The sequence below is a fragment of the Psychrobacillus sp. OK032 genome (genome assembly GCF_900111345.1).
GTDB lineage: Bacteria > Bacillota > Bacilli > Bacillales_A > Planococcaceae > Psychrobacillus.
This window is the reverse complement of sequence record NZ_FOGY01000002.1, coordinates 600,504-620,341: the sequence shown is the minus strand read 5'-3', so window position 1 is coordinate 620,341 and position 19,838 is coordinate 600,504. Positions and strand designations below refer to the sequence as shown.

At 36.7% G+C, this 19,838-nt stretch carries 19 protein-coding genes; 17 read left to right on the top strand and 2 right to left on the bottom strand.

The genetic code is table 11. The annotated features are described in order from the left end of the window. The first annotated feature begins 170 nt into the window (after window positions 1-170). From pepV to BMZ04_RS06675, 7 genes are read left to right on the top strand one after another with little or no spacing between them, the layout of a single operon-like run. Window positions 171-1,580 carry a dipeptidase PepV gene (gene pepV, locus BMZ04_RS06705; RefSeq protein WP_093266982.1) on the top strand — a complete coding sequence of 470 codons (1,410 nt, stop codon included), beginning with the start codon at window positions 171-173 and terminating at the stop codon, window positions 1,578-1,580. After that, window positions 1,580-2,431 carry a D-amino-acid transaminase gene (gene dat / locus BMZ04_RS06700; protein ID WP_093266979.1) on the top strand — a complete coding sequence of 284 codons (852 nt, stop codon included), beginning with the start codon at window positions 1,580-1,582 and terminating at the stop codon, window positions 2,429-2,431. Before pepV ends, dat begins: the two co-directional genes overlap by 1 nt. Beyond that, a complete protein-coding gene (gene thpR, locus BMZ04_RS06695; RefSeq protein ID WP_093266976.1) occupies window positions 2,428-2,970 on the top strand; it encodes an RNA 2',3'-cyclic phosphodiesterase in 543 nt (180 codons plus the stop codon). Before dat ends, thpR begins: the two co-directional genes overlap by 4 nt. 1 nt (window position 2,971) lies before the next feature. Further along, window positions 2,972-3,931 (top strand): nuclease-related domain-containing protein, encoded by a 960-nt coding sequence (locus tag BMZ04_RS06690; RefSeq protein ID WP_093266973.1) that lies wholly within the window; start codon window positions 2,972-2,974, stop codon window positions 3,929-3,931. Beyond that, the gene (locus tag BMZ04_RS06685; RefSeq protein WP_093266970.1) at window positions 3,924-4,871 is read left to right on the top strand and encodes a diacylglycerol/lipid kinase family protein; all 948 of its coding nucleotides are present in this window, start codon (window positions 3,924-3,926) and stop codon (window positions 4,869-4,871) included. Before BMZ04_RS06690 ends, BMZ04_RS06685 begins: the two co-directional genes overlap by 8 nt. Then, complete coding sequence (gene trmB / locus BMZ04_RS06680; protein WP_093266967.1) at window positions 4,868-5,509, top strand: tRNA (guanosine(46)-N7)-methyltransferase TrmB; 642 nt, start codon at window positions 4,868-4,870, stop codon at window positions 5,507-5,509. The genes BMZ04_RS06685 and trmB overlap by 4 nt, the downstream gene beginning before the upstream one ends. Before the next feature lie 16 nt (window positions 5,510-5,525). Continuing rightward, window positions 5,526-6,368, top strand: coding sequence for a YtnP family quorum-quenching lactonase (locus tag BMZ04_RS06675; RefSeq protein ID WP_093266964.1), 843 nt, complete (start codon window positions 5,526-5,528; stop codon window positions 6,366-6,368). Window positions 6,369-7,064: 696 nt separating this feature from the next. Here the strand turns inward: BMZ04_RS06675 and BMZ04_RS22730 are convergent. Next, on the bottom strand, window positions 7,065-7,379 hold the full coding sequence (locus BMZ04_RS22730) for a hypothetical protein (protein ID WP_093266961.1): 315 nt from the start codon (window positions 7,377-7,379) through the stop codon (window positions 7,065-7,067). A 170-nt stretch (window positions 7,380-7,549) separates the two neighbouring features. On the opposite strand from BMZ04_RS22730, the gene BMZ04_RS06665 reads away from it, so the two are divergent. The 10 genes from BMZ04_RS06665 (at window position 7,550) to BMZ04_RS06620 (ending at window position 17,486) form a co-directional block, all read left to right on the top strand. Then, window positions 7,550-8,623 carry a M42 family metallopeptidase gene (locus BMZ04_RS06665; RefSeq protein WP_093266958.1) on the top strand — a complete coding sequence of 358 codons (1,074 nt, stop codon included), beginning with the start codon at window positions 7,550-7,552 and terminating at the stop codon, window positions 8,621-8,623. A 47-nt stretch (window positions 8,624-8,670) separates the two neighbouring features. After that, entirely contained in the window at window positions 8,671-9,192 is a 522-nt protein-coding gene (locus BMZ04_RS06660) for a DUF84 family protein (protein WP_093266955.1), read from the top strand. A 63-nt stretch (window positions 9,193-9,255) separates the two neighbouring features. Beyond that, a complete protein-coding gene (locus BMZ04_RS06655) occupies window positions 9,256-9,768 on the top strand; it encodes a hypothetical protein (protein WP_093266952.1) in 513 nt (170 codons plus the stop codon). 12 nt (window positions 9,769-9,780) lie between these two features. Continuing rightward, on the top strand, window positions 9,781-10,092 hold the full coding sequence (locus tag BMZ04_RS06650; protein WP_093266949.1) for a thioredoxin family protein: 312 nt from the start codon (window positions 9,781-9,783) through the stop codon (window positions 10,090-10,092). 98 nt (window positions 10,093-10,190) lie between these two features. After that, window positions 10,191-11,006: a DUF1444 family protein gene (locus tag BMZ04_RS06645; protein WP_093266947.1), complete on the top strand. Its 816-nt coding sequence runs from the start codon at window positions 10,191-10,193 to the stop codon at window positions 11,004-11,006. After that, on the top strand, window positions 11,003-11,608 hold the full coding sequence (ytpR, locus tag BMZ04_RS06640) for a YtpR family tRNA-binding protein (RefSeq protein ID WP_093266944.1): 606 nt from the start codon (window positions 11,003-11,005) through the stop codon (window positions 11,606-11,608). The genes BMZ04_RS06645 and ytpR overlap by 4 nt, the downstream gene beginning before the upstream one ends. Before the next feature lie 145 nt (window positions 11,609-11,753). Continuing rightward, window positions 11,754-14,846: a DNA translocase FtsK gene (locus BMZ04_RS06635; protein ID WP_255367823.1), complete on the top strand. Its 3,093-nt coding sequence runs from the start codon at window positions 11,754-11,756 to the stop codon at window positions 14,844-14,846. Window positions 14,847-14,981: 135 nt separating this feature from the next. Then, a complete protein-coding gene (murC, locus tag BMZ04_RS06630) occupies window positions 14,982-16,283 on the top strand; it encodes a UDP-N-acetylmuramate--L-alanine ligase (protein ID WP_093266942.1) in 1,302 nt (433 codons plus the stop codon). Between the two features lie 145 nt (window positions 16,284-16,428). Continuing rightward, the gene (locus tag BMZ04_RS06625) at window positions 16,429-16,893 is read left to right on the top strand and encodes a DUF948 domain-containing protein (RefSeq protein ID WP_093266939.1); all 465 of its coding nucleotides are present in this window, start codon (window positions 16,429-16,431) and stop codon (window positions 16,891-16,893) included. A 14-nt stretch (window positions 16,894-16,907) separates the two neighbouring features. Next, window positions 16,908-17,486, top strand: a complete 579-nt coding sequence (locus BMZ04_RS06620; protein ID WP_093266936.1) for a YtxH domain-containing protein — start codon at window positions 16,908-16,910, stop codon at window positions 17,484-17,486. A gap of 90 nt (window positions 17,487-17,576) precedes the next feature. Here the strand turns inward: BMZ04_RS06620 and BMZ04_RS06615 are convergent, their stop codons facing one another. After that, the gene (locus tag BMZ04_RS06615) at window positions 17,577-19,712 is read right to left on the bottom strand and encodes a cell division protein FtsA (RefSeq protein WP_093266933.1); all 2,136 of its coding nucleotides are present in this window, start codon (window positions 19,710-19,712) and stop codon (window positions 17,577-17,579) included. Between the last annotated feature and the right edge of the window lie 126 nt (window positions 19,713-19,838).

Sequence of the window (19,838 nt, the reverse complement as noted above, 5' to 3'; positions counted from 1 at the left end):
AATTATAGTAGATTGTCTACCAAATTTCTATCAAAATCAATTAATTTACAAAGTTTTAACATAAAAATCTGAATGTACAGGCATTTTACACGATAAGTTTTTTTTGAAAGACGTTCAATTAAAATAAGTGTAAAATAGGTATATACATTAAACGTAGAGGTGATTGTCTTATGAACTGGTTAAAACTTGCAGAAGAAAAGAAAGACGAAATGATTACAGAATTACAAAAGCTTATACAAATTCCAAGTGTCCTACAAAAGGAATTGGCAACAGACGAAATGCCTTTTGGGCCAAAACCTTTAGAAGCATTACAACATATGCTAGTAGAAGGAGAAAAAGCCGGGTTTACAATAAAAAATGTAGATAATATGGCTGGACATATTGAAATGGGGGAAGGAGAAGAAATTCTAGGTATTCTTTGTCATGTAGATGTAGTACCAGAAGGAAATGGTTGGACATACCCACCATATGAAGGTGTCGTAGCGAACGATCGAGTTTACGGACGCGGAGCTATTGATGATAAGGGACCAACTATTGCCGCATGGATGGCGATGAAATTAGTAAAAGAATCTGGAATTGAACTCTCAAAAAAAGTGCGTATGATTATTGGAACGGACGAGGAAAGTGGCTTTCGTTGTGTGGAGCGTTATTTTCAAAAAGAACAAATGCCGACAATTGGGTTTGCTCCGGATGCAGATTTCCCAATTATTAATGCAGAAAAAGGAATTGCTAGTTTAATCTTTACACAAACAGGTTCACCTGAAACAGAAACGATTCAGTTTTTCCAAGCAGGAAAACGAACAAATATGGTGCCAGATGAAGCCTTTGCATTTATATTTGGTGGGCTCATCACTATTAAAGAAAAGTTTGATGTTTTTGCGAAAGAACATGGGATTACAGGAGAAGTTGCCCCACAAGGTCCAATGGTAAAAGTGTTAGTCCACGGAAAATCTGCACATGCTATGGAACCAGATGAAGGAGTAAATGCAGCAATATTACTTGCGAAATTTTTGCGAACCATTCATTTGACCGCCCATTCAAAAGCTTTTGTTGACTTTTTAGTAGAAGGTTTTGGGGAAGATAGCAGAGGACATAAACTTGCGTTAAACTTTTCAGACGATGTTTCAGGTGATACGACACTAAATCCTGGTGTAATTCATTATGCACCGGAACAAGGATCATGTACGCAAGTAAGTATGCGATATTCTGTCACGTATCCTTTTGAAGAAAAACTTGCTGCTTGTCGGGAAGTACTTAAGCAAATGGGCATTACATTAGATTTAGGTTCTAATTCTGCTCCACATTATGTCGATGAGAAGGATGAGTTAATCCAAAAATTGCAAAAAGTATATGAAAGAAATACTGGAGAAGAGGCAAAACTATTATCCATTGGTGGCGGGACATATGCACGCGTGCTCGATAAAGGGGTTGCTTTTGGTATGCTTTTCCCAGGTAGAAAAGATGTTGCCCATCAAGTAGATGAATATGTGGATATTGAAGATCTAATTAAAGCCACAGCAATTTATGCAGATGCAATCGTTGAACTTGCAAGTGAAAAAGTAGAAGCGGGTGAAAAATAATGGCTAAAATCTTATGGAATGACGAAATTATTAACGAAGAAGATGTGAAAATTGGATTTGAAGATCGTGGTTATCAATTCGGTGATGGCATTTATGAAGTGATTAAAATTTATCACGGCAATGTTTTTACGGCAACAGAACATATTGATCGTTTATATGCAAGTGCCGATAAAATTCAATTAGTTATCCCATATACAAAAGACGTTATGCATAAAATGCTCCACGAACTAATCGAAACAAATGAAGTTGAAAATGGTCATATATATGTACAAGTTACCCGTGGTACAAGCCCGAGACAGCATAACTTTCCAAATCCTGCAGTTGAATCTGTTTTAACTGCTTATACAAAAGAAACGACAAGACCATTCGATCAATTAGAAAATGGGGTAAAAGCTTGTTTCGTTGAGGATATTCGATGGCTCCGTTGCGATATTAAGTCGCTTAACTTACTTGGCAATGTACTCGCAAAACAAGAAGCAATTAGCAAGGACTGTTATGAAGCAATCCAACATCGTGGGGAAATAGTTACAGAAGGTTCTTCTTCTAATGTGTACGGCATAAAAGACGATGTGCTTTATACGCATCCTGTAAGTAACTTAATATTGAATGGTATTACCAGAAAAGTGATCTTAGACTGTTGTGATGAAATTGGATTAAAAGTTATCGAAGCAGCGTTCACAAAAGAGCAAGCATTAGCGATGGACGAGATGATTATGTCTTCTACAAACGCAGAAGTAATGCCAATCATTTCGCTTGAAGGTCAACTAATTGGAGAGGGTAAACGTGGGAAATGGACAGAAAAACTTCAACAAGCATTTGAACATAAAATCCCATCTTCTATTAGTGTATGAAACAACATTATTTTATCGGTATAAAGGTTCCTGAGCAAATTGCAGCAGCGATTGTGAAAGAGCGTGAAAACACAAATGTGCATGAAACACATAAAATTATGCCAGTAGCAGAAGATTTGCATATCACGCTCTTTTACTTAGGGCATGTGGAGCAAGCTGTTCTAACAACCATTAAGCAATCCTTACGAGAAATTCAGTGGGAAGCATTTGAACTAACAACAAATGGATTAGCCCATTTTGGAAATGAGCAATCACCTCGCGTAGTATATACTGCTTTAGAAGATTGCAATTCTTTACAAGCATTACAACATGGAATTGTGCAACAATTATCTAAAGTCATAAAAATAAACGATGAAAAAGATTATAACGCTCATATAACAATTGCGAAAAAATGGGCAGCAACGAATGAATTGCATACGAAAAAATTTCAATTACCAAAGATGAGCTTTGATGTTTCTCATTTCTCCATTTTCCAAATAAATAACAATCGTTCTCCTCGCTATGAGGAAATAGATTTTATACAGTGTAGGAGGATGTAGAATGGCTCAATTAGTAAAGCTACAGGATTATGTTTCGCGTTATGAAAAAGATTTGAAAAGATACCCAACACAATTTGTACGCTTGAAAAAACAGCAATGGGAGCGTACGAAAGAAGAATTTGAAAAAGGGGCTTTCAACAATACTTGGATGGAAACGGAAGAAGAAAGAATAGAGGAACCGGAGAAAAAGTCTATTTTTTCTAAACTATTTCATCGCAATAAGGAAGAAAACACGGAAATAGATGAGGTAGATTCTATTTCCGATGAACCCACTCCTCTCTTCTTTGAACCAAAAATCGTTTATGAACCACAAACGAAAGAAGATTTAAAAAGAATGTATTTGGATCAACTTTTCCATTTTCAATTAAAATGGGCAAGTTCCACTTTACGTGAAAAATCGTATGTAGATCCAAAATTTATGCGAGATACGTTATTGAGATCGTTTATGCAAACACTACCGGATAATTATTTCTTGTTTTATTATCCTATTTTGAAGCTAAAAAAGGCACCGATAGAATTAGATATTATGCTTGTTTTGCCAACAGAAATCGTTTGTATCGTTATGCTAGAAGCGCAAAATTTAGATGCTTTTATTGGTAGTAGCGAACGGTTTTGGCTAAGAAAAAGTGGAAAAGAAGAGAAAAAAGTATTAAGTCCCATGATTAATATCAATCGCATGGAATCTATCTTATTGCAAGTTTTTAAAAAAGAAGAAATAGATTTACCAATTAGAAAAGTAATTCTCTCAAGAAATGGATATATCGACTATCCGGGTTCTTCTTATAATGTACAGTTTATAGATAGCAGAACATATGAAGAATGGTTTTTATCATTAAAGAACTCACTTTCTCCTATGAAACATATGCAATTTAAAGCCGCACAAGCGATCTTGAATTTAGTGCAAACTACTTCCTATTCAAGGTCTTCTTGGGATATAGATAGCGAGGAGCAAGATGAATAAAGTAGTTTTTATCGTCAATGAGCATGCGGGTAACGGGCGAGGAAAACAGATTTGGATGAGATGGAAAGAGCTTTTAACTTTCCCTTATATATATGTGACGACCGAACGAAGTGGACATGCGACAGATATTGCTAGAAGCTACGCAGCATCGCATAAGGATGACATGTTAATCATTGCGGTTGGCGGCGATGGTACAGTCCACGAAATCATAGTTGGAGTTACGGGATATAATCATGTTCGAGTTGGTGTCATTTCTGCTGGAAGTGGAAATGATTTCGGCCGAACATTTTCTGTTTTTCAAACGATCGAGCAATTAAATTGGTACGTACATAGTAATTATGAGTCACTGAAAATGGATTTAGCGTTGTTAACTATTGATCATGATCAATATCCGGTAGTTAATAATGCGGGGTTTGGATTTGATGCGAAAGTAGCTTATTCTGTTAACCATTCTACATGGAAAAAACGATTAAATACGTATGGTTTAGGAAAGTTGACTTACATTATATACCTTATCAAGGAACTATTTACGTTTCAGCGATTTTCTTTCACTTTACATACAGAAGACGAAATGGTAACGTATGACGATGTTTGGTTTATCGTTGTATGCAATCAGCCATATTTTGGTGGAGGGATGAAAATATCACCAACTTCCAAACCAAATGATCAATTAATTGAAATGACCATCGTAAACAAGTTATCCAGATGGAAATTATTATTTATATTTAGTACGGTGTTCTTTGGAAAACACACAAAATATAAAGAAGTAAGCCAGTTTCAAGCTGAAAATTATACAATCACCATGCATAACAAAGTTTATGGACATGTGGATGGGGAATTTTCTTGTATAACAGATGAGAATCATTCGTATTCATTTTCAGTCATACCAAAAGCTTGGAACTTAGTAAAATTAAACATAAAGAAGGAGTTAGAAAAATGAGGTTAAGACATAAACCGTGGGCGGAGGAATTTATTAATAGCCACCCTGAAATAGTAATCCCAAATCCAGAAATGTTAAAAGGTAATTGGGAATCAGAGTTTAAAAATGATTATCCTCTTCATATAGAAGTGGGGACAGGGAAAGGCCAATTTATTACAGGGATGGCAAAGCAAAATCCACATATTAATTATATTGGAATTGAATTATATGATAGTGTGATAGTTTCTGCACTTGAAAATGCAATTGCAGCACAGCCGCTTCCTAATTTGCGATTATTAAAAGTGAATGGAGCAGACTTAGCGAAGTATTTTGAGAAAAATGATGTGGACCGCGTCTATTTGAATTTCTCCGATCCATGGCCAAAAATTAGACATGCGAAAAGACGATTAACACATGAAGGGTTTTTGCAACTTTATGAATCTATTTTAGTAGATAATGAGGAAATCCATTTCAAAACGGATAATCGCGGATTATTTGAATATTCTTTAGTCAGCATGTCAGCTTATGGTATGTTAATAAAAGATGTTTCGCTCGATTTACACGCAAACATGCCAGAAGATAATATTATGACGGAGTATGAAGAGAAGTTTTCTGCAAAAGGACAGCCGATTTATCGAGTAGAAGCAAAATTCGTATAAAAGGGGACTAAGGAGAATGGATACGTTTCAATTTCACGACATGGCATTAACTTGGTTAAAAGGCGGGACAACGCATATGGACGGGGGTGCCATGTTCGGTGTTGTTCCGAAACCATTATGGGAGAAGAAATATCCGGTCAATGAAAAAAATCAAATTGAATTACCTTCTGATCCACTATTCATCCAGTACAAAGGGCAAAATATTTTACTGGAGGCTGGAATTGGTTACGGAAAGTTTACGGACAAGCAATTACGAAACTATGGAATTTCCGATCAATCACACATAGAAGACAATCTAGCGCAACTTGGTGTGCTCCCTGAAGAAATAGATATTATTATCATGACACATTTACATTTTGATCATGCTTGCGGTTTAACGAAATGGGTCGATGCCAAACTTGTATCTAGTTTTCCAAATGCTAAGATTTATGTATCGGATATCGAATGGGATGAAATGAAAAACCCTAATATGCGTTCACTTAATACTTATTGGAAAGAAAACTGGGAACCTATAGAAAATCAAATAGTGACGTTCTCAGGTTTGATAGAAGTAGTGGAAGGAATTGAAATGATTCATACTGGTGGTCATAGCAATGGACACTGTATTGTTTTGTTAAAGCAAAACGATGAGACAATTATTCATATGGCGGATTTAATGCCAACTCATGCACATCAAAACCCATTATGGGTGTTAGCATATGACGATTATCCAATGACTTCTATTTTTGCTAAAGAGAAGTGGGTAAACGAAGCGTTACAAGCTAATTATTGGTTCAGCTTTTACCATGACGCTTTCTACCGTTTAGTAAAATGGTCCGAAGATGGGAAAGAAATGATAGATAAAGTGGAAAGAACATAATTTTGCCTTAGTGATAATAAATAAGCTTGGTACTTTTTAGGGATAATGTGTCTTAGCAAGTTGAATAAAGTGTCCGCAATGATTTTCGCTACAGGGCGGACGCTTTCCGCGGGGTGAGCGATGAACCTTCACCGACGCTACGCGTACGTTGTGAAGTTTCATCTGTCTCACTCATCCCGCCGGAGTCGCCACCCTTCCACGAAAATCAATGAAGCTTGCTGACTATTTAATTTCTCGCTTTAAACCAAAAAGTTTTATTAGAAAAGCGGTAAAAATCCAGTATAAGGCTAAGGGCAGTCAATTGATTATTGAAAGCAAACATTTCTTTCTATGTTGAAAGCAACTAAATTAGCATGAGAGCAACCAATTCCCATATTGAAGTAGCATTATTAGATGATTCATCATATGTTAATGCTAATTAGTCAGCGTATTTTTGTTGATTGAAGCGCAAGGCGGCGACTCCAGCGGGAACAGCGCGAGCTGAAGACCCTGGACTGAGCGAAGCGAGGGAAGCGGCTGAAGCCGTGCCCGCGGAAAGCGTCCGCCTGGAGCGGAAATCAACTGCACTTGCGGTCTCTAAGACGCATTATTTCAAGAGTATGCAGGAAACTTAATAGAAAACAAGAAAGCAGCCAATATTATATCTTTGGCTGCTTATTACTTTTTAGAAAATGGGTATTCTCTTCAAAAATTCTTCTACATTTTCACCAAATCCACAACAGTACCCGTTTTTGCATCTGCCGCGAATTCAAATTGCTCGAGTTCACCATTTTTCATGCGGGTAATACCGCCTTTATATACATTCGTATGAATGGCCTCTTTACTAAATGGCTCCGGATTCATCAAAATCCAAGACCCATCAATTGGACCCTCTGTTTTAAACGAATTTTTTATATCTCTTAAAACAAGCTCTGCAGATCGGTTTAAATTCACTTTCGTCGCAGCTTGGCTTGCTATAATTCCAATAGCAATTCCAGTCCCTAAACCTAACATATAATCCTTTAATTTCATTGTTATCCTCCTCATTTCATTTTTTTTAGTGTATCACACATCTGATTTCGTTTAAATTATTCGATATGCGAAGTTTAATTGTAGTAAAGTAATGTATCTTTTATTACAATAGAAGTGGAATCTTTATTGAAAAATTTAATTTTCATATAAGCTTTAGGAGGCTTTTTTACATGAATGAAGAAACGCGCTCACTATTTAAAACTTTAACAGAATTACCAGGCGCACCTGGTAATGAACATGCAGTTCGTAAATTTATGCGTAACGAGCTGTCGAAATATTCGGATCAAATCGTGCAAGATAATTTAGGTGGTATTTTCGGATTGAAAATAGGCGATGTGAATGGTCCGAAAATATTAGTAGCCGGTCATATGGACGAAGTTGGTTTCATGGTATCTGGTATTACCGATAACGGAATGATTCGTTTTCAACCACTAGGTGGCTGGTGGAATCAAGTACTTCTTGCACAGCGAGTAGACATTGTAACAAAAGAAAAAACAATTCCAGGTGTGATTGGTTCCATTCCCCCTCACTTACTTAGCGATGAAATTCGCAATAAGCCGATGGATATTAAAAATATGCTCATCGATATAGGTGCGGACGATAAAGAAGATGTAGCGCGCATGGGGATCAAACCAGGAGATCAAATCGTTCCAGTTTGTCCATTTACACCAATGGCTAATGACAAAAAAATTATGGCAAAAGCTTGGGATAACCGCTATGGTTGTGGACTTGCAATAGAACTTTTAAAAGAAGTACAAAATGAGCAATTACCAAATATGCTCTATTCCGGTGCAAATGTAATGGAAGAAGTCGGTCTTCGCGGGGCACAAGCTTCAGCAAATATGATTAAACCAGACTTGTTCTTCGCATTAGATGCAAGCCCTGCAAATGATGCTTCAGGCAATAAAAATGAATTTGGTCAACTTGGAAAAGGAGCACTTCTACGTATTTTCGACCGTACAATGGTGACGCATCGAGGGATGAGAGAATTTGTATTGGATACGGCAGAAACACATAAAATACCATACCAATACTTCATCTCCCAAGGTGGAACAGATGCAGGTAGAGTGCATACATCAAATGAAGGAATCCCAAGTGCTGTAATTGGTATATGCTCACGCTATATTCATACATCCTCTTCGATCATCCATACCGATGATTATGCGGCAGCTAAAGAATTACTAGTGAAACTAGTAAAAGCATGTGACTATACTACACTAGAAACAATCAAAGCAAACGTATAAAAAAGACGCCTCTCGGGGCGTTTTTTTTTGAAATGAGGAATGAATCGATGAAAATATTCATAGGAACTACTAATAAGGCAAAAACAAAAGCAGTGCAAACAATCTCTCGGATGTATTATCCAGATGCAAGTTTTATAAATTTGGAAGTAGATTCACTAGTATCTGCTCAACCAATGAGTAATGAAGAAACGAGACAAGGAGCAATCAATCGTGCAAAGCAGCTAATAGGGCTGCAGGATACCTTGTTTGGAATTGGTTTAGAAGGAGGGGTACAGCAAATAGATGGTGTCTTATACATTTGCAATTGGGGGGCGCTTGTGACAAATAATGGTGAAATATTTACCGCAACCGGAGCAGGTATTCCTTTACCTGATGAGATTGCTAAACAGTTACTAACTGGTGCGGAACTTGGTCCTGTAATGGACGTCTATACAAATAGGAAAGGAATTCGTCACGACGAAGGGGCCATTGGTGTATTTACGGACGGGCTTATAACTAGAAGTATGATGTTCGAGCATATTATGTATCTTTTAATTGGGCAGTATGAACTTTCCAATAAGTTGTTGTAGTTGCATGTAAAGTAAATCATCGTTAAAATATATAGCAGTTATGCTTTGAATGGAGGAAAGTAAATGACTCGAAATTGGATGCGAGTTTTTTTCGCGTCACTAGCTGTCATTTTATTAGTTGGATGCTCTTCCCCGGAAGAAGAAGTGGAAGATGGTATAGAAAATGCAAAGTTAGTTTTTCAAAGTGATGCTGAAAAACCGAATGAAAAAATAAATAACATGAAATTATTTATCCCGAGTGGTTTTTCAATAGAAGACGAGCCTGATGAAACAAACATTATTCTTTCAAAAGGGAAAGATTCCTATATTTTATTTCTTAACCCTAACGAATTACCAAGTAGTCGATTATATTATGATTTAATGATAGCAGACACTAATTTGAAAATAGTAGAAGAAAAGACTTTCGAACAAAATGGACGATTTGGATTTGTGGCAATCCTTGAAAATAGTGAAGAGAAATTTGAACTCATTACTAGTATCGGTGGTATTAAGCTTACAACGATTTCCAAACAACAAAATATCGCGGATAATTTGGATAAGATGATGACAATTGTTCGATCAATCACTACAAACTAAAGGAGGATTTGCATGCAAATTTTAACTTCACTTGAACAATTCGAACAGTTAAAGCAAGGTGAAAAAGTTGTTTTCAAATTCACAGCTGACTGGTGTCCGGACTGTCATTTCATAGACCCTTTTATGGAAGAAATAGAAGACAATTTTTCAGACTTTACATTCGTGTCTGTTGATCGAGATGAATTCATTGATTTATGTAGTCAGCTAGATGTGTTTGGCATTCCAAGTTTTATCGTATTCGAAAATGGTGTGGAAAAAGGTAGATTTGTTAGTAAAGACCGCAAATCAAGAGAAGAAATTGAATCATTTCTTCAAACGATTTAAAGTATTTTAACGGTTCACTCATAGTGGGCCGTTTAACTTTTTTCAGCCAAGATTTACACCGTGGCGTAATTGATTGAATTGAAGGGAAAGATCTACTAATGAAAGCACTTGAACTTGTAAGAGTTTTAAAAACAAAACTATCAGAAGAAATATATACATATGATTATAATCGAGAGACGAATAAACTTCGATTAACACATAAAGAAATCGGAAAAGGAATTGATATTTCGATTCCTCCTATTTTAGCAAAATATGAAACAAAGAAAGATCAAGTTATCGAAGAAGTAGTCTATACGATTCATCAAACATTTCAAGCAATGGAAAAGGAAAAAGCGGGCGAAATTGACCCTGCTTCTTCAATTTTTCCTGTAATTCGTTCTACATCTTTTCCACTAAAATCAAACGAAGGCAATAAATTTATCACAAAAGACCATACTGCGGAAACACGAATTTACTATGCATTAGACTTAGGAAGCACCTATCGTTTACTCGATGAAAAAATGTTAGCAGCTTGGAATATTAGGGAAACAGAAATTCGCGAAAGAGCTTTATTCCAAGTTAGAAACTTAGAAACAAATTACAAAAAAGATTACGTTTCCGAAAATACGTTTTATTTCTTTAATAATAACGATGGGTATGATGCTAGTCGTATGTTAAATGAATCGCTTCTCCGTGATATGAAAAAAATAATTGTTGGAGATATGACTGTTTCTGTACCCCATCAAGATGTTATGATTATTGGTGATATAAGAAATGAAACTGGATACGACGTTCTAGCTCAAATGACGATGCATTTCTTCACGGTTGGAACGGTACCAATTACTTCATTATCTTTTATATATGAAAATGGAGATTTAGAGCCGATATTTATCATGGCGAAAAATCGAGTAACAAAGGAGAAAGAAGACAAATGAATATTTTTTACAATGAAGTTGGTATAGGGGATGTACTTTTAGTACAATTAACACCTGAAAAAGTTGAAAAAGTCGTGACGGAAACAAAAGGTGACGTTACGCTTGTGAAAGATGCGCAAACAAACGAAGTATTAGCGATCAATATTTTTGGTTTTAGCAAATACGAAAAAATTGAGACAAAAGGCAATGTTGAGCTAACACAAGAGTTTGTTGAAAAAGTACAGCAAGCTTTGAATACAAATGGTGCAGAATTCCAATTAGAAGTAGATTTATCTCCTAAGTTTGTTGTTGGTTACGTAGAATCATTAGAACAACACCCGAATGCGGATAAATTAAAAGTTTGCCAAGTAAGTGTTGGCGAGACGACTTTACAAATTGTATGCGGAGCTCCAAATGTGGAAGCGGGACAAAAAGTAGTAGTTGCAAAAGTAGGTGCAGTTATGCCTTCTGGAATGATCATTAAAGATGCAGAACTTCGCGGAATTGCTTCAACTGGTATGTTATGTTCCGCAAGAGAATTAGCAATACCGAACGCACCAGAAGTAAAAGGTATATTAGTTCTAGAAGAAAATGCCGAAATAGGAACAGCCTTTGTATCATAAGGCATGTTCTCTTTAGCTGTTAATAGCCAATTTATATCAAAATACGAAAAAGCATGCCAATATGGTGTGCTTTTTTGTATTAAGTAAGGACTTCTACTGTTTTTATTGGTAAAATAGAATGTATCTACTAGAAAGAGTGATGAAATTGAATTGGTTTAAAAAACTATTTGGACTTAATGAAGAAGACAATAGCGAAGAAATCGAAGTAGAAGAGAAAACTGTTTCGACTACACGATCAAAAACACCATTCCGCTTTCCTTTAATTTCGGATGATGAAAAAAATGAAACGGTATTTGAACAACCACAACCAAACGAAGAGAAAACCATACATGAGCCTTTTATTGAAAAACCATTAACAGAAGAACCGCTGTATAAACCACTGTACACGCAAGATAAGTGGCAACAACGGAAGCAACCAACGATTATTCACCGATCGGACAAGATTACAGTGGATGATACGCCCGCAATTATTAGAAAAAAAAGAGCATTTACACCATCAGAAGTACCTTCACCTGTATACGGGTTTTCCAAAAAAAGTAGAGAAAGTTCAAATTCTATAGAAAACCCACCCGTGGACAATGCACCAATACGAACAATTCAAGAAACCTGGCAACAACGTAAAATACAGAAAGTAGAACAACGACAAGTTAAAAATACGACGGATGACATTATTACGGCAGCAAGTAAAAAAAGAGCGTTTACGCCAACAGAGGTACCGTCACCGATTTATGGTTTTTCGAAAAATAGAGAAAAGCAACTACCTATTGAAGACAAAGTAGAAAAGGAAACGAAAATAGAAGAAGTAATTGTAAAAGTAACACCAGTTAGTACCATACTGGAACAAATGGCAAAAGAAGAGGTTACACCAACACTTTTGAAGACAGAGGAATCTGTATCTACACTAGAACTAGTACAAGAAGAAAAAACGGAGGTTCAAGAAGAAACACCAGAAGTCCAGGAAGAAACACCAGAAGTACCAGAAGCAACTCTGGAAGTACAAGCAGAAAAACCAGAAGTACCAGAAGCAAAGCCTGAAGTTCAAGAAGAAACACCAGAAGTGCTAGAAGAAAAGCCTGAAGTACAAGCAGAAACACCAGAAGTACCAGAAGCAAAGCCTGAAGTTCAAGAAGAAACACCGGAAGTACCAGAAGCAAAGCCTGAAGTTCAAGAAGAAACACCAGAAGTGCTAGAAGAAAAGCCTGAAGTTCAAGCAGAAAAACCAGAGGTGCTAGAAGAAAAGCCTGAAGTTCAAGAAGAAACACCAGAAGTTCAGGAAGAAACACCAGAAGTACCAGAAGCAACTCTGGAAATACAAGCAGAAAAACCAGAGGTGCTAGAAGAAAAGCCTGAAGTTCAAGAAGAAACACCAGAAGTGCTGGAAGCAAAGCCGGAAGTTCAAGAAGAAACACCAGAAGTTCGAAAAGAAAATATCCGACCTTTTAATGTATTAATGCTGAAATCAGATAAACAACATATTGAAAAAGCAATGATAAAAAAAGAGGGAAAAATAGAAGAACCAATCAAAGTAGAAGCTCCAAGTGCTGTTGTTCTAGAGGCAATTGCTACCGAAGAAACTGCTGCAACACTTGCGGAGGAACAACCATCAACGGTATTGGAACAAGCAGAGGAAGAGGAGCCGGAAGTTAAGAAAGAAAATATTCGCCCGTTTAATGTACTAATGTTGAAATCAGATAAGCAAAAGATGAATAGACTAAATATTAATAATGTACATCAACCTGTAGCACAAAAACCTAAAGAGAAAAACGAAGTACCAGAAATCTCGCCAAATGAAAAAGAAGAGCAAGTGGAGCAGGAAATCGTTCCATCTAATAACTACACGAGACCATCATTCAGTTATTTGCTTCCTCCGGAAATGAAGGATGATGACAAAGAATGGATGGAAGAACAGGCATATACATTAGTAGAAGCATTATCCCATTTTCAAGTAACAGGTGAAATTGTTCAGATGGTTCAAGGTCCAGCTGTAACACAATTTGAACTGACTGTAGGTCACGGTACGAAAGTAAGTAAAATCCGTAACTTAGCAGATGATTTAAAATTAGCGCTTGCTGCAAAAGATATCCGTATTCAAGCACCAATCCCAGGAAAGAGATCGATTGGAATCGAAATTCCTAACCGAACGTCACGAGCGGTTCGCTTATCGGAAGTGCTCAATACGGAAGTTTTTGTGCAGTCAGATTCACCACTTGAAGCAGCACTTGGACTCGATCTTACTGGAAAACCCGTGACACTAGATTTACGAAAAATGCCCCATGGTTTAATTGCAGGAGCAACAGGATCAGGAAAATCAGTATTTATTAACTCTTTACTTGTGAGTTTGTTGTATAAAGCTACTCCAGAAGAAGTAAAATTACTATTAATTGATCCCAAAATGGTAGAGCTTGCTCCTTTTAATCATATTCCGCATTTGGTAAGTCCTGTAATTACAGATGTAAAAGCAGCAACTGCTGCTTTGAAATGGGCTGTTGAGGAAATGGAGCGTCGCTATCAGTTATTTGCACATATTGGTGTGCGAGACATTAGCAGGTATAACACACTTGCTACTGAGAAGAGAAAATTTGCTCAAAAACTTCCGTACCTCGTTATTGTAATTGATGAACTTGCGGACTTAATGATGATGGCTCCTGCAGAAGTGGAAGATGCTATTTGTCGCATTGCACAAAAAGCAAGAGCTTGTGGAATTCATTTAGTTTTAGCTACTCAGCGTCCGTCTGTAGATGTTATTACGGGGCTTATTAAAGCGAATATTCCTACACGTATTGCATTTTCTGTCTCTTCTCAAATTGATTCACGCACGATTTTAGATCAACAAGGAGCAGAGCGATTACTTGGGAAAGGAGATATGCTGTATCAAGGAAATGGCATGTCTAGTCCTGTTCGTATACAAGGTACTTATGTAACAGACGATGAAATCGAAGCGGTTATCGCATATGCAAGAAGTCAAGGAACACCCGAGTATATCTTCGAACAAGAAGAATTGCTTCAACGAGCGGAAATTTCCGAGCAAGATGAATTATTTGAAGAAGCATGCCGTTTTGTCGTCGAACAAGGAACGGCTTCAACTTCCTTACTACAGCGTAAATTCCACATTGGGTATAATCGTGCTGCAAGACTGATCGATTCTATGTATGAGAGTGGTTATATTACAGAGCAAAGAGGTAGTAAAGCAAGAGATGTGTTACTTACTAACGATAGTTTAGAACAAATATTTAGTTAATATTATTTATTAAATGTATGTATAAAAAAATGATATAATGGGGAGTACGTCTAAGCAAATGAATGGATAAATGAAAGTAATAAACGATTGAATAGTGTATTTAAGCGGGGATAGCCCCAGGAGGTTTACAAACGTATGACAAAGTATCATTTTACAGGTATCAAAGGGTCAGGAATGAGCCCTTTGGCACAAATTTTATATGATGTAGGAAATGAAGTACAAGGCTCTGATATCGAAAAGTATTTCTTTACAGAAAAGCCGTTACATGAAAGAAATATAAATGTGTTGTTATTTGATGAAGCAAATATTGAAGAGGGTATGACAGTTATTGCAGGAAATGCTTTTCCTGATAATCATCCTGAACTTTTAAGAGCAAAGGAACTAGGTCTGGAAGTCATTCGTTACCATAATTTTTTAGGTGACTATATGAGCCGATTTACTTCCATTGCAGTAACAGGAGCACATGGCAAAACGTCTACAACTGGATTGCTTTCTCATGTATTAAGTGGGTATGCACCTACTTCCTTTTTAATCGGGGATGGTACAGGAAAAGGCGAAAAGGAAGCAACCAACTTTGTATTTGAGGCATGTGAATATCGTAGACATTTTCTGGCTTATAGTCCGGACTATGCAATCATGACCAATATTGACTTCGATCACCCAGATTATTTCCAAGATATTGAAGATGTTTTTAATGCATTTCAATCGATGGCGATGCAAGTGAAAAAAGGAATTATTGCTTGTGGCGACGATGCCTATTTACAAAAGATAAAAGCACCAGTACCAGTTGTCTATTACGGTTTTGGGGAGCACAATGATTTTGCAGCCCGTAATATAGAGAAAACAACAGAAGGAACATCTTTTGATGTGTTTGTGCGAAACGAATTCTATGAGCGTTTTACGATTCCATTGTTCGGTGACCATGCCGTATTAAATTCGCTCTCAGTTATCTCTTTATGCCATTATGAAGAAGTTCCGGCCGATATTATCCAAAAAGGATTAGAAACGTTTGAAGGTGTGAAAAGACGCTTTACAGAAACAGTTATCGGGGACCGAGTTATTATTGATGACTATGCCCATCATCCAACAGAAATTAAAGCAACGATTCAATCAGCACAGCAAAAATATCCAAAACGAAAAATCGTTGCGATATTTCAACCACATACATTTACTAGAACGAAAAAGTTTCTGCATGAATTTAGCGAAAGCCTAAGTTTAGCAGATGAAGTTTATTTATGTGATATATTCGGATCAGCCAGAGAAAATGCTGGGGAATTGTCGGTTCAAACACTTGCCGATTTAATCGAAAACAGTCAAATTTTGCATGAAGAGACAGTTGAACAATTACTTGTCTATGAAGATGCGGTTTATTTATTTATGGGAGCTGGTGATGTACAAAAATATCAGCAAGCTTTCGAAGAAAAACTAAATAGGTGAAAAAAATGCTTAATCCTTCTGTGATTAAGCATTTTTTTAAAGGATATTTGAAAGAAACGTAGTATAGTAATAGAGAAAGAAGTTTAATTTTAATCTTTTAGGGTAAAAATGTTATAGGACAACGAAGAAAGGGAGAGAATACAAAATGGAAAATCTTTTATACATAGCTGCTATTATAGCTGCAGTTGCATTTTTAGTGCTTTGTATAAGTCTTGCTGTTACATTGTCTTCAGTTAAAAAGACTTTAAATAATGTTGCGGGCACATTAGATGGACTTGATACAAATCTACAAAATGTTACAAAAGAAACAGCGGAACTTCTTCATAAAACAAACGAGTTAGCGGAAGATATTCAAGAAAAGTCTGAAAAACTAAATACAGTTGTCGATGCTGTAAAAAATGTAGGTACTTCTGTCAGTGGTTTTAACCATTCCATACAGCGCCTCACATCTTCTGTTACATCGGAAGTAGAAAAGAACGAGGAAAAAATTGCGCAAGTTGTCCAGTGGAGTAATGTAATATTAGGAATACGAGATAAATGGAAAGAACGGAAAGAGTTGGAGCAAGCAGGTTATCATAATTTTGATCATAATAAAAAAACAAACCTATAATTGGAGGAATTTAAATGAGCAATCACGAACCAAAAAAGCCAAATTATAATGAAGCATCCTATAATCATGAATATTTTGCAAACCAAACTTCGTATGATCGACAAGCAGCTCCAAGTTATCCACCAGTTCCTTATTACAACGAAACAAGAGATAGTGTTTACCGAGAAGAAGAAGTAAACGGGAAGGATTTTATCATTGGGGTATTCATCGGTGGTATTATCGGTGCTGCGACTGCATTATTATTAGCTCCTAAAACAGGATCAGAGCTTCGTGGCAATCTTTCTACGCAAGCTAGCCAATTAAAAGAAAAAACTTTAGATTTTTCTTCGACGGCCAAAGAGAAAACGACTCAAATCTCAAAGCAATTACAAGAGCAATCGGGCCAATTAGTGGATAAAGTAAAGTCAATTAAAGGACAACCAACTTCACCTTTAGACGACGGTACTGCTTCGTATGAAGGTGAAGAACCAATGGATTACATGGAAACTATTTCAAATACAACAGACGAGGTAACTGCAGAGCAAGAAGACACTACAGCGGTTGCAGAAGCGATTAAAGAAGCTGTAGTAGGTACTAATAACTCGAATAAATAAAAATAAATAAAAACAGGCATAGAAAGAGCTTTTTCTATACCTGTTTTTTTCTATATTTTTCTAATTTTGAAATTAGGGACAGCCTCTTTCTTATTTGAAGACTATTTCTAACTGGTCTCCACCAAAAATCTCTTCATCAAACCGAGAAGGATGACCGTTTCTAATAATTTGAAACGAACCAGCACCTTCTGGCATATTCCAATCTGTAAAACGGAAAACATCCTGAAAAATCCAAGGAGCAAGGTTTAGCTGCTTCCATTGAAGAATTGTACCACTCGGAATACTTTCCGAGGAAACTAACACCTTTTCATCGATCGAAACGACCGCACATTCTCTTGTAAGCTCGATTGCTTCTCCTTGAAAAGTAAGTATGATGCGCTCGATCAATTTCTTCTCTAGCTGATCAGCAAGCTGTTGTAGAGTTGGAAGCGACGCTACACCTATTTCTAAAATATCATTGTCTTGAACAGGGTATGAAAGCTTTACGATGTTTCCATTTAACAATAATTTTGATGACAAGTCTGGAATATAATGACTTTTATCGTTAATCGTTATCGTATATGGATTCAACTGTGCTACATAGTGTTCTTTTCGGATCGCATGTAAAACTTGTTCAACTGTTTGAGGTGTATCGACCGTAATTTTATCTCTTTCCTTTAATGTGGTATCCAGTGATATCTTCACTCCATTAACCTCTATTGTCGGTTCAACTGTATGTAAAACACCTTGAAAATAGATCATTTTGATAGAAGCTTCATCGATTAAATCACGTACAGAAGCGGAACCCTCTTTTCCATTCCCTGCTTCTAATAATTCAATGATATCCTTATTTTTTATCACTGCTTTTGTATTAGTTTTCTGTCCATTTAATATAATTACAGCTGGTTTCCCATGTTCTCCTGGAATGTGTATTGTTTGTCCATTTACTTCCACAGAAAGTGCTGCTCCCGGTTTGCCGTATAACTTTCGGGTAGGGATATTCGCTGCAAGCAGTGCGTCTCCTACAGTCATTTCTTTGAGCTCAAATAGGCGAACGACTTGGTTATTAACTTTTACGGACATATATTGTATTGGTGCCCTTTTTGCAGCAATCGCGATTCCAATTGGTGTAACAAGTTCTGGAGATACAGGGATATGTGCTTCTTTTGTTAAGTTTTGTATAGCATCAATTCCTCGGACTGCTACACGATTCACTGGTAAATTTAGTTTTTCAGCTAAAACCGTAGTAAAGGAAGGGGTTAGGCTTCCTCCACCAACAAGCATGACTGCTTTTGTTGGTCGGTTATTATTCAACCGAAGAATTTCGTTCGAAACGGATGTTGCTAGCTCCAACGTTGCCGGTTTGATCGCAGCAATCATTTCTTCTTTTGGGATATTTTGCTCGAATCCAAGAATATCCTGTATCTGGATAAAGTCATTCGTATTAATCGCTCTTTTTGCATCTTCTGCAAGTGGAAAATCCAGTAAGTAATGATCACTTAATGCTTCTGTAATTTCATCTCCCGCAGTTGGCACCATCCCATATGCGACAACAGTACCAAAGTCTGTAATTGCAATATCGGAAGTTCCAGCACCTATGTCTACAAGCGCAACATTCAATCGGCGCATTGTAGGGGGGATTAGTACATTTATCGCTGCAATAGGCTCTAATGTTAAAGCTTCCATTTCTAAATTAGCTCTTTTTAAAGCGGAAAGTAAGGATTCGACAACTACTCGTGGCAAAAAGGTTGCGATTACTTCGATGGATGCTTCACGACCTTGTTGGTCTACCAAACTACCAATTTCTTCTCCATCTAATCGGTAGTATAAAACACTATATCCAACACAGTAGTAGTGGCTCGATTCTTTTTCTGTGTCATTTTGTACAATATTATTTTGTGCTTGTTGAACGGCTGAAAGCTCTAGCCGACTTATATCGTCCTCTGAAAAGATTGGTCTATTTTTAATATCCATTTTAATCTCTGCTTGTTCTGTTTTTAACGCTCGTCCTGCTGCTGCAACGCTCACTTTCTCGAGTGGACCGTGTTTTTCCTCTAGTTGTTTTTTTATCGATTGAATTACTTCAGCCACTTTTAGTACATTATGTATTTGCCCGTCGACCATTGCACGTTCTTTATGTTCTTCTACTAATATATCGGCAACATGAAAGGTCTCGTCGCGCTCTTCTAATATAATACCAACTACAGATCTTGTTCCTATATCTAATGCAAATAATTTTGATGTCAATTTCCCACGTCCTTTTTCAGGCAAATACTTTAGCGAGTTGAATCGCTAAAATAAAAATGCGTGACATTTTCACAAACTTTGATTATAATATGAGTTATACCAAAAATGTATCATAATTTTCAGTCG